The following is a 13,854-nucleotide window of genomic DNA, read 5'->3' as shown; positions in this document are numbered from 1 at the left end:
GCGGGCAAACCCACAGAGAGGAACCAACCATGCGCATGCCTGACTTGACTGCTCTGCTGACGGCGACCGCCGTCTTTACCTCCGCACTCACGTTCGCCGCCAAGGCCGACGAAGTGCATGTGCTCAACTGGAAGGGCTACGGCGCCGACGAGCCGTGGGCCGTCGAGGCTTTCGAAAAGGCGACCGGCAACAAGGTCGTCAACGATTTCTTCAATTCCGAACAGGAAATGCTGACCAAGATCCGGACCAATCCCGGCCTCTACGACGTCGTCATGATCAACGCCGCCTTCAACGACCAGGCGATGGACGGCAAGCTGATCCAGCCGATCGACGTTTCCAAGCTGCCGAACTACGCCGACATCAGCAAGGACAAGGCGGGATCGCCGATGCTCGTCCACGACGGCAAGGTCTATGGCGTGCCGTGGGTATGGGGCCTGACGGCGCTCGCCATCAACGAAAAATCCTTCGACAAGCCGCCGACGAGCATCGCCGAGATGTGGGATGCCGCGCACAAGGGCCGTGTCGTCATTCGCGACGACGCCGTTGAAGCGGTGCAGTTCGGCGCCATCGCCACTGGCCAGAACATCAACGACATCAAGGATATGGATGCGGTCAAGACGAAGCTGACCTCGCTGATGCCGCAGATCAAGACCTTCTGGAGCTCGGAGAACGACTGGAACCAGATGGTCGCCTCCAACCAGATCGACATCGGCACCTACTGGAGCGGCTCGGCCGATCGCGCCAAGACGCATTTCAAGCTGCCGGTCTCGCTGGTCGTGCCGCAGGAAGGCGCCGTCGCCTGGCTCGACGCGTTTTCCATTCCGGTCGGCGCCAAGAACGTCGCCGGCGCCGAGGCCTTCATCAACTACATGATCGACCCGAAATTCTACGTCGAATGGGTCACCAAGGTCGGTGCTCCCGTCTCCGCCAACACCAAGGCGGTGGAAGCGCTGCCCGAGGATGCCTTCAACCGCAAGGTCATGGGTGATCCCGAAGTGGCCAAGCGCATCCAGTTCCAGGCGCCGATCACCGACGCCCAGCGCGAAGCCTATCTCGCGCTCTGGCAGCAGCTTAAGGTCGACGTGAAGTAAGATCACAGCCAGGCCAGCCGGCGGTTCGCGTCGGCTGGTTCTTCCAATACTGGGAGGAGGGTACCATGGCAGCTGCGACAGCGTCGCGAAGCGGGCTGAGATCGGCATTGCCGCTGCTGGCGCCAGCCTATCTCTGGCTGACGGTGGCGATCTTCCTGCCGCTATCCGCTATGGTCTTCTTCTCGTTCATGACCGAGCTGCCGCTGTCGGGAAAGCCGTGGGCGTTCACGCTTGGCAACTATGCCGCCTTCTTCTCGCAAAGCCTCTATCTGACGCTGCTGCTGGCCTCGCTGCGGCTTGGCCTCGAAGTGACGCTGTGGTGCGTCGTCATCGGCTATCCCGCGGCTTACGTGCTCGCCAAGGTGCTGAAGGGGCGCAGCCGCGAGGCGATCTTCCTGCTCGTCATCCTGCCGTTCTGGTCGAACGGGCTGGTGCGCATCTTTTCCTGGGCGATGGTTTTGCGCGAGGGCGGCATTCTCGACACCGCGCTCAACGCGGTGCTGCCGTTCAAGATCAACATCGACCTGATGTATTCCTATCCAGCCGTCATCATCGGGCTGGTGCACTCCTATGTGCCCTACATGGTGCTGACCTGTTATCTGACGCTGCAGGCGATCGACGACTCGCTGATCGAGGCCGGGCGCTCGCTTGGCGCATCGCGGTTGCAGGTGCTGAAGCGGGTGATCATCCCGCTGTCGATGCCCGGATTGGTCGCGGGTGCGGCGCTGATCTTCGTGCCGGTCGTCGGCTCGTTCATGGAACCGCGCATCCTCGGCGGCCGCACCGGCACCTTCTACGGCACGGTCATCGAGGACCAGTTCGTCGCCGTGTTCAACTGGCCGCTCGGTGCAGCGCTCTCCTTCATCCTGCTGGCGGTGGTGCTGGTCATCCTGGCGGTGGCGTCGCCGGTGCTGCGGAGGGCCGCGTGATGGTGACGACCCGCATCCTCGAATGGCTCGGCCGTCTCTACATCTTTATGCTGCTCGCCTTTCTTTATCTGCCGATCATCATCATGGCGCTGATGTCGTTCAATGTCTCGCCCTTCTACCAACTGCCGTTCGAATGGACGACCGAATGGTACGCCTCGCTGTGGCAGAACGACCAGCTGATCGCGGCCACCTGGAACAGCGTCGAGATCGCGGTCATCACCACGATCATCTGCGTGGTGCTCGGCTCGGCTGCATCATTGGCGCTCTATCGCTACGAATTTCGCGGCAAGAAGTTCCTGCAGGCGATGCTGTTTCCGCCGATCGCCATACCGTGGCTGATCACCGGCACGGCGATGCTGATTTTCTTCTTCGGTGTCGGCATCGGCCGCGGCCTGCATGCGATCCTGCTCGGCCATGTCGCGCTGGCGCTGCCCTATGTCATCGTCGTCGTCTCGGCCCGGCTGCAGACCTTCGCGCCGGAGCTGGAAGAGGCGGCGCGCTCGCTCGGCGCCAACCAGTGGCAGGTGACGAGGCGCGTTACGCTGCCCTGGATCATGCCCGGCGTCATCGCCGGCGGGCTGTTTGCGTTTGCCGTTTCGTTCGATCAGTTCGTCGTGTCCTATTTCCTGGCGACGCCGGGCCAGACGACGCTGCCGGTCGAAATCTACGCCGCGATCCGCAAGGGTTTTACGCCCGAGATCAACGCGGTCTCGACCATCATCATTGTCGTGTCGATGGCGCTGATGCTGCTGACAGCGCGGTTCTTCAAATTCGGCGGAGAGAAATAATGGCCGGCGTGCAGGTATCTGATGTCTCGCGCAGTTTCGGCGCGCACAAGGCACTGGACGATGTCTCTATCGATTTCGCCGATGGCGGCTTCTATGCGCTGCTCGGGCCATCGGGCAGCGGCAAGACCACGCTGCTCAGGCAGATCGCGGGGTTCGATTTTCCCGATTCCGGCCGCATCACCATCGGCGGCGAAAGCGTTGAGCGGGTGCCGGTCGAAAAGCGGCGCATCGGCATGGTGTTTCAGAACTATGCGCTGTTTCCCAATATGAGCGTCGCCGACAATGTCGCCTTCGGCCTGTCGGTGCGCGGCGAGGCCAGGGCGATCATCGCTACCGAGGTGCAGCGCGCGCTCGATCTGGTGCAACTCGGCAAGCTCGGTGGGCGGCGGCCGCATCAGCTGTCGGGCGGCCAGCGCCAGCGCGTGGCGCTCGCCCGCGCCATCGTCACCAAGCCGCGCGTGCTGCTGCTCGACGAGCCGCTCGGCGCGCTCGACAAGGCGCTGCGCGTCGATATGCAGATCGAGCTCAAGCGCATCCAGCGCGAGATCGGCATCACCACCATTTTCGTTACCCATGACCAGGAAGAAGCGCTGACGATGAGCGACCGCATCGGCATATTGCGCGACGGCAGGCTGGTGCAGGAAGGACCACCGGAGGAGATCTACGACCGGCCGAAGAGCGAATTCGCCGCCACCTTCCTCGGCGACGCCAACATTTTTCGCGGCGATACGACGGGCGATGGCATCCGGCTGCCGGACGGCACGGCGATTGCCGCCGGCGCGGGTGCTCGCCTTGCTGCTGGTGCCAAGGCGAGTTGTGCGGTGCGGCCCGAACGCATCCGTATTGCTATTGATGGCGGGGCTTCGGATGGCAACGCCAACATGCTCAAGGGGGAGGTCTCCAAGCGCATTTTCGCCGGCAACAACAGCACATACTTCGTCGACCGTGCCGGCCAGACGCTGAAGGTGATCGTGCAGAACACCGGTGCCGACAGACTGGCGGAGGGCCAGGAGGTGGTGCTGCGCTGGTCGCCTGAGAGTACGGTGCTGATTGCGCCGGGGTAGTCGACGCGGTTCGATAGATGGGGCTGTTGGCGTTCCTTCGCACCCCCCTCTGCCCTGCCGGACATCTCCCCCGCAAGGGGGGAGATCGGCTGCTTCAGCGCCGATGCTCTTCCCGAAGCGTTGGGAATTTGCGAAGGCGGATATGAGGGCCAATCTCCCCCCTTGCGGGGGAGATGCCCGGCAGGGCAGAGGGGGGTGCTGTCCCGCCACAAGATCAAGTAAGGTCCGGAGCACACCCATGACGCTTGAACTGACCGCGCGCGACCGATCCATGCTCGACGGCGAGCAGGGCCCGTCCGCCGCCGCTGCCATGAAAATCCTCGTCGCATTTTCCAATGCGGTTGGGGCGCGCCGTCTGCTCGACATCACTGGCGCCCATATCGATGGCTGTCTCTACCACGGCAAGGCAGGGCTCGATTTCGTCGAGCGGCTGGTCGAAGGCGGTGGCCGGGTCCAGGTGCCGACGACATTGAATGTCGGCTCATTCGACCTCATCCATCCCGGCATGGTGAAGATGCCGGCAGCGGAAGAGGTGCCGGCGCGGCGACTGATGAAGGCGCATCTGGAGCTCGGCTGCCAGGCGACCTTCACTTGCGCACCTTACCAGACGCGGTTCAGGCCGGAGTTCGGCGAGCAGATCGCCTGGGGCGAATCCAACGCCATCGTCTTTGCCAATTCGGTGATCGGCGCGCGCACCAACCGCTATGGCGATTTCATCGATCTGTGCTGCGCCATGACCGGCCGCGCGCCGGCCTGGGGCCTGCATCTGAGCGAGAGCCGGCGCGGTCGGATTTTGTTTGAGCTGGATGTTCCGGACGGCGAGCCGAGCGACAGCCTGTTCGTCGGCGTCGGGCTATTCATCGGGCAGGCGAGTGGCGATCGGATTCCGGTAATTGCTGGCCTGCCGCAACCGCGTGACGAGGACCAGCTAAAGGCGCTGGGCGCGGCGGCTGCAACGACGGGTGCTGTGGCGCTGTTCCATGCGGTCGGCATGACGCCGGAAGCGATGACGCTCGATGAGGCGTTCCAGGGTCATGCGCCTGACGAGACGATCCGCATCACCCGCGCCGATATCAACCATGCGCTGGCCAGCTTATCGAGCGTACGGGATGGCGCGCCGGTGGCGGCCGTGTCGCTCGGCACGCCGCATTTTTCGTATGAGGAGTGGATGCGACTGTTGCCGTTGCTGCGCGAGGCAGCACCCGGAAGGCGCATCCCGATCTACGTCAACACGGGCCGTGCGACCTTGGCGCGACTGCAGGAGGAGGGCGCGCTGGCGGGGATGGAGGCGTTTGGTCTGGTCCCGGTCGCCGACACCTGCACCTATGTCACATCGATCCTGGAACGCCTCGACGGCGTCGTGATGACCAATTCCGGCAAATGGGCGCATTATGCACCGGGCAATATCGGCGTGTCCGTCGCCTTTGCCGAGATGGAGGATTGCATCCGCTCCGCTGCCGTCGGGCATGTCGTGCGGAGCGCCTCATGACGCGACCGGTGGCACGAACCGGCACCTTCCAGTTGGCCGGCGAAGCCAAGGGCCAGGCGCTGGTGTTCTCGCAACCCCTCAGCTTCTGGGGCGGTATCGATGCCGAGACCGGCGACATCACAGACCATTCGCATCCCGGCCTCGGCCAAAATGTCGCCGGCAGGATTTTGGTCATGCCGAGCGGGCGCGGCTCATCGTCTTCATCCTCGGTGCTGGCCGAGGCGATCCGCAGAGGCACGGCGCCGGCCGGTCTTCTTCTGGAGCGGCCGGACCCGATCCTGGCGGTGGGCGCCATCGTTGCCGAGTTTCTTTATGACATCCGCATGCCGCTGGTGGTGTGCGATATTTCGAACCTTGTCTCCGGTGATCAAATTGATATCGGCATCGGCAAAGACGGCGGGCCGATCATCAGAGTTCACCCCGCCATCAATCCGGCAGAGCCACGCCGCCAATAGGCAGCCGCCAGCGTTTGATCGCGACCAAGTCCCATAGTGTCGCGCCAATATTCGCGCACGATCTTGGCGGCAGCGGCTTCCGCCGCGAACCAGCCGAAGGCCGAACCGTCCTGCGGCCACGCCACCGAGCGGACAGCCTCGGCCAGCAATCTGTCCTCGCCCGCCGCCACGCCATCCCGTGTCAGCCAATGCACTTCGATGCGGGTGGGGTAGGCGATCTTCTGCCGTTCACCGTCATTGGCGATCTCGACGAAGGCAACGCCTTTTGTCTCGGCCGGCAGCGTCTCCAGCAGCCGCGCCAGCGCCGGCAGGCCGGTTTCATCGGCGCCCAAGACATACCATTCTGCCTGCCGCACCGGACGGCCGACCGGTCCCATGATGCCGACCTTCATGCCGGGCGCTGCCTGCATGGCCCAGGTGGAGCCGACGCTCTCGCCGGTATGAATCAGGAAGTCGACATCGATGATGCCCTTTTCCACGTCGAGCGCGCGGATGGTGTAGACGCGCGCCACCGGGCGCCGGTCGTCGGCGGGCCAGGCCGGGAGGCCATTGCCGCCCAGCACCGGCCAGAGCGGATCGGGGACATCCCTCGTCGGAAACAGCATGCGGATATGCATGCCGCCGAACTTGGCGAAGCGCGAGAGGTTCTCGCCGGCCAGGCGGATGCGGCGCATATGCGGGGTGAGGTCGCGAACATCCGTCACCACCATCTCGCGGAACTGAGCGAGGCTGGTTTCGCCTGAGAGATCGCCGGTCCAGACGATCTCGGGATTTTCCTCCTTGGCGTAGACCTGTACGGCCGTGGCCAGCAGGTCCTTGATACGGGCCAGCCCGTCGCGGTCGGCGGCATTGGCCCGCATCACCAGCCGTTCCATGTCGAAAGAGGCGCCACCGAAGGCAAAGCGGAAATCGATGCGCTGTCCCTGATGCGAAGCATCGGCCTCGAAGCTCTGCAGTCTGTCGCTGATGCTGTCCATGTAATCGGGCAGATGTCGCAGGTTGAGCTGTGCCTCACAGGCCAGTTCACGCACCGATGCTTGGCTCATTGTCAGCCTCCGATCCTGCCGGTGAGCGCCACCTTGAAGGTGCGGCCCTTGCCCTGTTCGGTTGCCGCCGAGGTCGACCATGCGCTTTGCGGGTCGGTGTAGGCGGTGTTGAAGATGTTATCGACGCCGAAATCGAGCTTGAGGTTGTCATTGACGCGCCAGTTGGCGAAGACATTGACCAGATCGAAACCGTCATCGACGACCGGCACGGCGTTGGGATTGGTGCGGCTGGTGCGGGTGATCTTGCCGACGCTGAGATATTGCGCGCCGACGGTGAGCTGGTCCTCCAGCATGCGGAAGCCGATCGTGGCCGAGAAGCGGTCGAGCGGCGTGTTGTTCAGCGCCTGGCCGGAATAGACGCCGCTGACGACCTTGGCGTCGATCAACGCGCCGGCAAGGTTCACAAAACCCCAGTTGTAGTCATAAACCATCTCGGCCTCGATGCCCTTCAGCCGGGCGTCGCCGATGTTGATCGCGGTGCGCGGCAGGACGGTCAGGTCGACGTCGATGTAATCCTCGACGGCAGTGTGGAAGACGTTGAGCTTGGCGCGCAACCGGTCGCCCGCCGTCAGAACATCGTCATATTTCACGTTGATGCCGGCCTCCCAGTTCTTCGCCGTCTCGGGCTGCAGCAGAAGATTGGGCCGGTATGTATCGCCGCCGCCATGCGCGCCGCCGCCGCGGAAGACATCCTGCAGGCCCGGCGCCCGATAGCCTTCGGAATAGGTGCCATGGAGCTGGAAGCCATCGAATGGCGTGACGCCGACGGTGAGGCGCGGCGACCAACGATCGCCGGAGATCGAGGCTTCCTGCGGCGACGGGATGCGCGTTTCGCCATCGAGCTGGTAGCCGTCATACCGCATCGCAGTGATGACCTGCAGCCAGTCCTCGTAATCGCCCTGCCACTGCAGGAAGCCGCCATAGCCCTGCTGTTCGCCAGCGCCGAAATGCGCCGCTTCCGAGGAGGCCTCGAGATAGTAGTAATCGAGTCCGTAGGTCAGCGTATGTGCTAGTCCCCAGGCGTCGAAACGTGAGGAGTTCTTCACGTTGAAGCCGGATGTGGCGACATCGTAAAAACGGAAATTGCCGATCCCTGAGGCAGGCGCGACCTGCGTCTGCTCGGCGCGGGTGCGGTTGTGGTAGGCATTGGCGCTGAAGTCGATCAGCTCGTCGTCGTCTGGCTTCCAGGTGTAGGCGGCGGTGTAGGTCTGGTTGGTGGTGTTGGTGTCGTAGCGGCTCAGCGTCGGCGAGGTCGAGCCGCTGGATCCGGTGATCTGGTCGTTGTAGCGCTGCAGGATGGCGCCGAGCTTCAGCTCGTGGCCATCGGCCGGCCGCAGCGTCGTCTTCAGATAGCCGCTGGTCACCCGCTCGCCGGTCCACGGCACGGTGTCGCCATTGCCGTCGGTGTAGCTGTCGCGGTCGCGATAGATGAGGTTGCCGATGATGTCGGCATCGTCGCTGAAGCGGTAGGCACCGGTGGTGCTGGTGGTGAAGCCGTCGCCATTGTCCTCGTAGCCGAGCTTCTCGCTCAGCGCCCAGCGCTCGTCCTTCTTGAGGAAATCGCCGGCATCCTTGGTCTCGAAGGAGACGACGCCGCCGATGCCGCCCGAACCATAGGCATTCGACACCGGGCCGCGAATGACCGTGGCTTCCTTGATCAGGTCGGGTTCGACGTAGAACGAGCCAGAGCCGTGGCCGACGCGCCAATAGTCCTGACGGGCGCCGTCGAGGGTGACGACGACGCGGCCATATTGCTCCAGGCCGCGGATGTTGATGGCGGTTGCAGGATCGTCGCCATTCATCGAGGCAGCGACGCCGGGTGTGGTGCGGAAGATGTCGGCGGCTGTGTCAGGCTGAATGCGGTCGAGTTCGTCCTGATCGACGGCGCTGATGGCGGCCATCGATTCGATCACCGCCGTTTTGATCATCGTCGCCGAGATGGTGATCACGTCGAGCATCGTCGCCGGCTGGTTCTGCGCGACACTGGCCGACGCCAGGCGGCCGGTCTTGGCGGCGGCCTTTTTCTCCTGGTCCTGTTCCTGCGCGCTGGCAAGAGGCACGGCGCAGAGGCCGAGCACGAAGGCGAGCGCGGTGCTCGCCATCAAGGTCGTGTTTGTTGTCGTTGTCATGGTCACGCAGCCCCAAGCAAAAGCAAAACTGCTGGCGGTGGCTGAAGGGCCTTGGCTGGCATGATCGAGAATCCCTCGACCAGGCGGGCCGGGGCAGAGGTCACATATTAAAACATGATGACATAAGTCAACTTTAAATTTATAGCCGACCATCATCGAGAAGCATTTGGCACGGAGCAGCGGGCATGGTTGGCAGTGTGGGCGGGGGCAAGGGAATGTGCTGGATGCAATCAGGCAGGATCGCGGCGGTGCTGCTTCTGGCGCTGTCGGTGCTGGCGCCTTCCTGTGGTTTCCAGGCGCTGGCCGCCGAGGGCGTTGTCGACGCGCTGGGGCGAACCGTCGTGCCGGGCGCGGCGACCCGAATCGTGACGCTCGGTTCCGACGTCACCGAGATCGTCCACGCGCTGGGCGCCGGCGGGCGAATCGTCGCTATCGATCGCGGCAGCAAATATCCGCCGGAAGTCACGCAAAAACCCAATGTCGGCTACCGCCGCCAGCTTTCGGTCGAGGGGCTGGCCAGCCTGCGCCCCGACCTGATCCTGGCCGCCGAAGACAGCGGGCCTCCTGAAGCGGTCGAGGTGCTGAAGTCGCTGGCAATCCCGATCGTCTTCGTCCGGCAGGACAACAGCCCGCAAGGCATCGACCGCAAGATCACCCTGATCGCCGCCAGCCTTGGGCTCGAGGACAAGGGCAAGGCGGTTTCCGCCGAGGTGCTCACGGCCTTTCAGGCTGCCGCGGATCTGGCGTCGCAAATCCCGCCGGAGCGGCGCAAGAAGGTGGTGTTCTTCCATGGCCTGGTACGTCTGAGCGCTGCCGGCGCGGGTACTTCTGCCGACGCCATCATCCGCTATGCCGGCGGCCTCAACCCGATGGAAATCGTGCAGGGCTACAAGGCGGCGTCGGATGAAAAACTGATCGAGATGGCGCCCGATGTCATCCTGATGATGAGCGACGGCAAGGGCGGGCCGACGCCCGAGCAGGTGTTCGGCAACCGCGCGCTGGCGGCAACGCCGGCGGCGGCCAACAAGGCGCTGGTCGTGCTTGACGGCGCCTACATGATCGGCTTCGGCCCGCGCACATCAGATGCGATCCGCGACCTGGCGAAGGCGCTCTATCCCGAAGGGGAATGACGCCGTAAAATCGGAAGGCGGTTCGGCTGGGCAGTACCAATTTCGTCGCCGAACCCGTTGCGCTTGATAAATCCTGTCCGTCTGGATTTCTCCGGATCGGCTTCCGCCCGAACAAACTTGGCGGCTCAGCCTGAAACATTGGCACGATATTCTAAGCCGCGCGGTTGACCGCGAATGCGCTCTCCAGCCTATAATTTACTAAATTCATAGACTAACTGCGAACGTTCGGAGCGCTCGCATCTTGGGCTGTGAAAAATGGTTGCACATGGAGCGCATCGATGCCGAAGACAGAGTCCAATCCGATTGACCTCGGCACCAGGGCCACCGACTTCCTGCTGCCCGACGCGCAAGGCGTGCTGCACCGCCTCGCCGATTTCGACGCCAAGCCGGCCCTGCTCGTCGCCTTCATTTCCAACCGTTGCCCGTTCGTCGTGCTGATCCGCGAGCAGCTTGCCGCTTTCGCCAGGGATTATGCGGGCAAGGGGCTGCAAGTGGTGGCGATCAACGCCAACGACCACGAAGCGCATCCGGAAGAAACGCTTGCCCGTATCGGCGACGAGGCCGAAAAATTCGGCTATTCCTTCCCCTATCTCAAGGATGCGTCGCAGCAGACGGCGAAAGCCTATGGCGCGGCCTGCACGCCCGACTTCTTCCTGTTCGGCACTGACCGGCGGCTCGCCTATCACGGCCAGTTCGACGAGGCGCGGCCGGGCAACGGCAAGCCGGTGACGGGTGCCGATCTGCGAGCGGCGGTCGACACGGTGTTGGAGGGCGGCAGGCCCATTGCCAGCCAAGTGCCGTCGATCGGCTGCAACATCAAATGGAGTGCCGGCAACGAGCCGGTCTGGTCTTCCAGCGCGGCGCGCGCGGCCTAGCGCCGGCCTCGACGCATTCGCCAGGTGTCCATGCCCAAGCCGCAAAAATCCGCTTCCGACAGCTTGCTGCTCCAGGCAGAAGTGCTGGTGCTGGGCGGTGGTCCGTCGGCAGCCTGGGCAGCAGTCGCTGCGGCCGAGGGCGGCGCCAAGGTGGTGCTGGCCGACAAGGGCTATCTCGGCACCAGCGGCGCCACTGCGCCGTCCAACACCGGCACCTGGTGCGTACCTCCGGGCGACAACAGGCACGCCGTGGTCGAACGACGCTGGCAGCGCACCGGCGAACTCGCCGACCCGCGCTGGATGCTGCGCTGCGTCGACACCGCCTACCGCAACCTGCTCAGGCTGTCCGAATGGGGCTATCCCTTTCCGAGCGAGGATAACGGACGGCTCTACATCGCCAATCTGCGCGGCCCGGACTACATGCGCTTCATGCGCCGCCGGGTGCTTTTGGCCGGCGTCACCGTGCTCGACCATCATCCGGCGCTCGAACTTCTGTCCGACGGCGATGCCATTGTCGGCGCCGCTGGTGTTGCGAGACAGATCGGCCAGGACTGGCGCGTCGACGCCAACGCCGTGGTGCTGGCGACCGGCGGCTGCGCCTTTCGCGAACGCATCCTCGGCGCCACCGGGCTGACTGGCGACGGCTATCTGATGGCGGCCGAAGCCGGCGCCAGCCTGTCGGGCATGGAGTTCACCGGCAAATACACGCTGGCGCCCTATGGCTCATCGCTGAACAAGGGCCTGCCGTTCCGCTGGGCCTCGTTCCATCGCGAAGATGGCTCGCCGATCGTCGGACCGACCGGCGAGCCATTGCGTAACGGCATCGGCGACCGCGAGGAGGAAGTGGCGCGCGCGCTGATCGACGGCCCGGTCTATGCGCGGCTCGATCAGGCCGAGCCGGCGCTGCAAGGCTGGCTGCGCCAGGGCCAGCCGAATTGCTTCGTGCCCTACGACCGCGCCGGCATCGATCCGTTCAGCGAGCTGTTCCGCATCACCTTGCGCGCCGAAGGCACGGTGCGCGGCACCGGCGGCATCGACATCGTCTCCGACGATTGCGCCACCGGCGTGCCCGGCCTCTACGTCGCCGGCGATGCCGCCAGCCGCGAGATCATGACCGGGGCCGTGTCGGGCGGCGGCGCCGTCAATTCATCCTGGGCGCTGGCCAGCGGCTGGTGGGCCGGCAAGGGCGCCTCGACCCATGCCAAGCGCCGCACCGGCAAGGCCTTCCGCAGCGCGGTGCAATCGCTCGGCCAGGCTGGATTGCGTCCTGCATCTTCGCCGCGTGCCGACACCTCGGCAGGCGAAGTCATCGAGGCGGTGCGCAACGAGGTGACGCCGCTCGACAAGAATTTCTTCCGCACCGGCGAGGGCCTGGAGAAAAGCGGCGAGCGGCTGGAGAGTGTCTGGCGCGACGTGCGCGACCATCTGCAAGGCGAGGGGCTGGATCGGGTCCGTACCCGCGAGGCGGCATCGATCGCCGCTGCCGGGCGCTGGTCCGTGGCCGCAGCGCTGCACCGCACCGAGAGCCGCGGCATGCACCGCCGCACCGATCTGCCGGGCAAGAGCCCGGCCTTCGCGCACCGGCTGGTCATCACCGGTGTGGATGAGTTCCGCATCGCAGGTGCGCCTGAGCGGCTGGCGGAGCTGGCGTCATGATCGAGATCGTCTCGGCCACGCGCTGCGTCGAATGCGACATCTGCGTCAAGGTGTGCCCGGCCAACGTCTTCGACGCGACCGACAATGGCGTGCCGGTGATCGCTCGCCAGGAGGACTGCCAGACCTGCTTTCTCTGCGAGATCTATTGCCCGACCGACGCGCTTTATGTGGCCGAGTTCGCCGAAGGGCCGACCGGCATCACGGAAGCTCAGGCCGACGCCCGACGGCTGTTCGGCTCCTATGCCCGCGCGCTTGGCTGGAAGCGCGGCAAGGCGGGCGGCTCGGAATTCGACCCGACGCACCGCATCCGCGTGGCGCAGTGAACCGATCGGAGACAGATATGGACCGCCCGAACATGGACCGGATCGTCGTCAGCGACATCAGCAAGACGTTCCAGCTCAAGCCGGGGCAGTTCGTCACCGTGGATGGCGAGGCGACCGACCGCGTCACCGTGCTCGACGGCGTTGATCTCTCGATCCGCAAAGGCGAGTTCATCACGCTGGTTGGCCCGAGCGGCTCGGGCAAGTCGGTGCTGCTCGACATTATCGGCGGGCTGACGCAGGCGACCGGTGGCGACGTCCAGCTCGACGGCAGGCGCATCACCAGGCCAGATCCCAAGACCGGCTATGTCTTCCAGCAATATGCGCTGTTTCCCTGGCGTACGGCGCTCGCCAACATCGAATATGCGCTGGAGGTGCGCGGCGTGGCCAAGGGCGAGCGCACGGCGACGGCCCGCCATCTGTTGGCACTGTTCGGCCTTGCTGGTTTCGAGGACCGTTTTCCCAACCAGCTGTCCGGCGGCATGCAGCAGCGTGTGGCAATCGCGCGTGCGCTGGCCAGCAACCCGGAAGTGCTGCTGATGGATGAGCCGTTCGCGGCGCTCGACCAGCAGACGCGTGAACTGCTGCAAGGCGAGCTGCTGCGGATCTGGGGCAAGATCAACACGACTGTCATTTTCGTCACCCACTCGATCGACGAGGCGATCTTCCTCGCCGATCGCGTGGTGGTGATGACGGCGCGGCCGGGCGCGGTGAAGGAGATCATCGATATCGACCTGCCACGGCCGCGCGACGGCGACATCCGCGCCAGCGCCGAATTCAACGCCTATCGCGCCCGCGTCTGGGACGTGCTGCGCGACGAGGTCAACAAGGCGCAGAAGGACTGGACCCTGTCGCCAGCCTTCAGTCACTGAGGAACTGGAC

13 protein-coding genes are annotated in these 13,854 nt (G+C 64.6%); 11 read left to right on the top strand and 2 right to left on the bottom strand.

Translation table 11 applies throughout. From position 1 onward, the window contains the following. The first annotated feature begins 29 nt into the window (after positions 1–29). The 6 genes from NKH97_RS24260 (at position 30) to NKH97_RS24235 (ending at position 5,816) form a co-directional block, all read left to right on the top strand. Entirely contained in the window at positions 30–1,091 is a 1,062-nt protein-coding gene (locus NKH97_RS24260) for an ABC transporter substrate-binding protein (protein ID WP_128304631.1), read from the top strand. 65 nt (positions 1,092–1,156) lie between these two features. Next, positions 1,157–2,020, top strand: a complete 864-nt coding sequence (locus tag NKH97_RS24255; protein ID WP_127317861.1) for an ABC transporter permease — start codon at positions 1,157–1,159, stop codon at positions 2,018–2,020. After that, on the top strand, positions 2,020–2,808 hold the full coding sequence (locus tag NKH97_RS24250; protein WP_352630498.1) for an ABC transporter permease: 789 nt from the start codon (positions 2,020–2,022) through the stop codon (positions 2,806–2,808). Before NKH97_RS24255 ends, NKH97_RS24250 begins: the two co-directional genes overlap by 1 nt. Then, on the top strand, positions 2,808–3,872 hold the full coding sequence (locus NKH97_RS24245; RefSeq protein WP_352798930.1) for an ABC transporter ATP-binding protein: 1,065 nt from the start codon (positions 2,808–2,810) through the stop codon (positions 3,870–3,872). The genes NKH97_RS24250 and NKH97_RS24245 overlap by 1 nt, the downstream gene beginning before the upstream one ends. 238 nt (positions 3,873–4,110) lie before the next feature. Then, positions 4,111–5,361 (top strand): aconitase X, encoded by a 1,251-nt coding sequence (locus tag NKH97_RS24240; protein ID WP_352798928.1) that lies wholly within the window; start codon positions 4,111–4,113, stop codon positions 5,359–5,361. Further along, complete coding sequence (locus NKH97_RS24235) at positions 5,358–5,816, top strand: aconitase X swivel domain-containing protein (RefSeq protein WP_352441197.1); 459 nt, start codon at positions 5,358–5,360, stop codon at positions 5,814–5,816. Before NKH97_RS24240 ends, NKH97_RS24235 begins: the two co-directional genes overlap by 4 nt. Here the strand turns inward: NKH97_RS24235 and NKH97_RS24230 are convergent. Beyond that, a complete protein-coding gene (locus tag NKH97_RS24230) occupies positions 5,777–6,862 on the bottom strand; it encodes an SIP domain-containing protein (protein ID WP_352798927.1) in 1,086 nt (361 codons plus the stop codon). The genes NKH97_RS24235 and NKH97_RS24230 overlap by 40 nt on opposite strands. Before the next feature lie 2 nt (positions 6,863–6,864). Then, positions 6,865–8,991 carry a TonB-dependent hemoglobin/transferrin/lactoferrin family receptor gene (locus tag NKH97_RS24225; protein ID WP_352798925.1) on the bottom strand — a complete coding sequence of 709 codons (2,127 nt, stop codon included), beginning with the start codon at positions 8,989–8,991 and terminating at the stop codon, positions 6,865–6,867. Between the two features lie 224 nt (positions 8,992–9,215). On the opposite strand from NKH97_RS24225, the gene NKH97_RS24220 reads away from it, so the two are divergent. The 5 genes from NKH97_RS24220 (at position 9,216) to NKH97_RS24200 (ending at position 13,844) form a co-directional block, all read left to right on the top strand. Then, positions 9,216–10,121 (top strand): heme/hemin ABC transporter substrate-binding protein, encoded by a 906-nt coding sequence (locus NKH97_RS24220; protein WP_352798924.1) that lies wholly within the window; start codon positions 9,216–9,218, stop codon positions 10,119–10,121. A gap of 278 nt (positions 10,122–10,399) precedes the next feature. After that, on the top strand, positions 10,400–10,996 hold the full coding sequence (locus tag NKH97_RS24215) for a thioredoxin family protein (RefSeq protein ID WP_352798923.1): 597 nt from the start codon (positions 10,400–10,402) through the stop codon (positions 10,994–10,996). Between the two features lie 30 nt (positions 10,997–11,026). Further along, a complete protein-coding gene (locus tag NKH97_RS24210; protein ID WP_352798921.1) occupies positions 11,027–12,652 on the top strand; it encodes an FAD-binding protein in 1,626 nt (541 codons plus the stop codon). Next, complete coding sequence (locus NKH97_RS24205) at positions 12,649–12,975, top strand: 4Fe-4S dicluster domain-containing protein (protein WP_023814043.1); 327 nt, start codon at positions 12,649–12,651, stop codon at positions 12,973–12,975. Before NKH97_RS24210 ends, NKH97_RS24205 begins: the two co-directional genes overlap by 4 nt. A 32-nt stretch (positions 12,976–13,007) precedes the next feature. Next, positions 13,008–13,844, top strand: coding sequence for an ABC transporter ATP-binding protein (locus tag NKH97_RS24200; RefSeq protein ID WP_128303534.1), 837 nt, complete (start codon positions 13,008–13,010; stop codon positions 13,842–13,844). Positions 13,845–13,854: the final 10 nt, after the last annotated feature.

This window comes from Mesorhizobium sp. M0870, from assembly GCF_040319775.1.
Classification (GTDB): Bacteria; Pseudomonadota; Alphaproteobacteria; order Rhizobiales; family Rhizobiaceae; genus Mesorhizobium.
This window is presented reverse-complemented; position numbering and strand designations above follow the sequence as displayed.

What these genes read in the sequence shown, in the direction of transcription:
- NKH97_RS24260 (WP_128304631.1), top strand. Translation starts at nt 30, where the DNA reads ATGCGCATGCCTGACTTGACTGCTCTGCTGACGGCGACCGCCGTCTTT.
- NKH97_RS24255 (WP_127317861.1), top strand. Translation starts at nt 1,157, where the DNA reads ATGGCAGCTGCGACAGCGTCGCGAAGCGGGCTGAGATCGGCATTGCCG.
- NKH97_RS24250 (WP_352630498.1), top strand. Translation starts at nt 2,020, where the DNA reads ATGGTGACGACCCGCATCCTCGAATGGCTCGGCCGTCTCTACATCTTT.
- NKH97_RS24245 (WP_352798930.1), top strand. Translation starts at nt 2,808, where the DNA reads ATGGCCGGCGTGCAGGTATCTGATGTCTCGCGCAGTTTCGGCGCGCAC.
- NKH97_RS24240 (WP_352798928.1), top strand. Translation starts at nt 4,111, where the DNA reads ATGACGCTTGAACTGACCGCGCGCGACCGATCCATGCTCGACGGCGAG.
- NKH97_RS24235 (WP_352441197.1), top strand. Translation starts at nt 5,358, where the DNA reads ATGACGCGACCGGTGGCACGAACCGGCACCTTCCAGTTGGCCGGCGAA.
- NKH97_RS24230 (WP_352798927.1), bottom strand. Translation starts at nt 6,862, where the DNA reads ATGAGCCAAGCATCGGTGCGTGAACTGGCCTGTGAGGCACAGCTCAAC.
- NKH97_RS24225 (WP_352798925.1), bottom strand. Translation starts at nt 8,991, where the DNA reads ATGACAACGACAACAAACACGACCTTGATGGCGAGCACCGCGCTCGCC.
- NKH97_RS24220 (WP_352798924.1), top strand. Translation starts at nt 9,216, where the DNA reads ATGCAATCAGGCAGGATCGCGGCGGTGCTGCTTCTGGCGCTGTCGGTG.
- NKH97_RS24215 (WP_352798923.1), top strand. Translation starts at nt 10,400, where the DNA reads ATGCCGAAGACAGAGTCCAATCCGATTGACCTCGGCACCAGGGCCACC.
- NKH97_RS24210 (WP_352798921.1), top strand. Translation starts at nt 11,027, where the DNA reads ATGCCCAAGCCGCAAAAATCCGCTTCCGACAGCTTGCTGCTCCAGGCA.
- NKH97_RS24205 (WP_023814043.1), top strand. Translation starts at nt 12,649, where the DNA reads ATGATCGAGATCGTCTCGGCCACGCGCTGCGTCGAATGCGACATCTGC.
- NKH97_RS24200 (WP_128303534.1), top strand. Translation starts at nt 13,008, where the DNA reads ATGGACCGGATCGTCGTCAGCGACATCAGCAAGACGTTCCAGCTCAAG.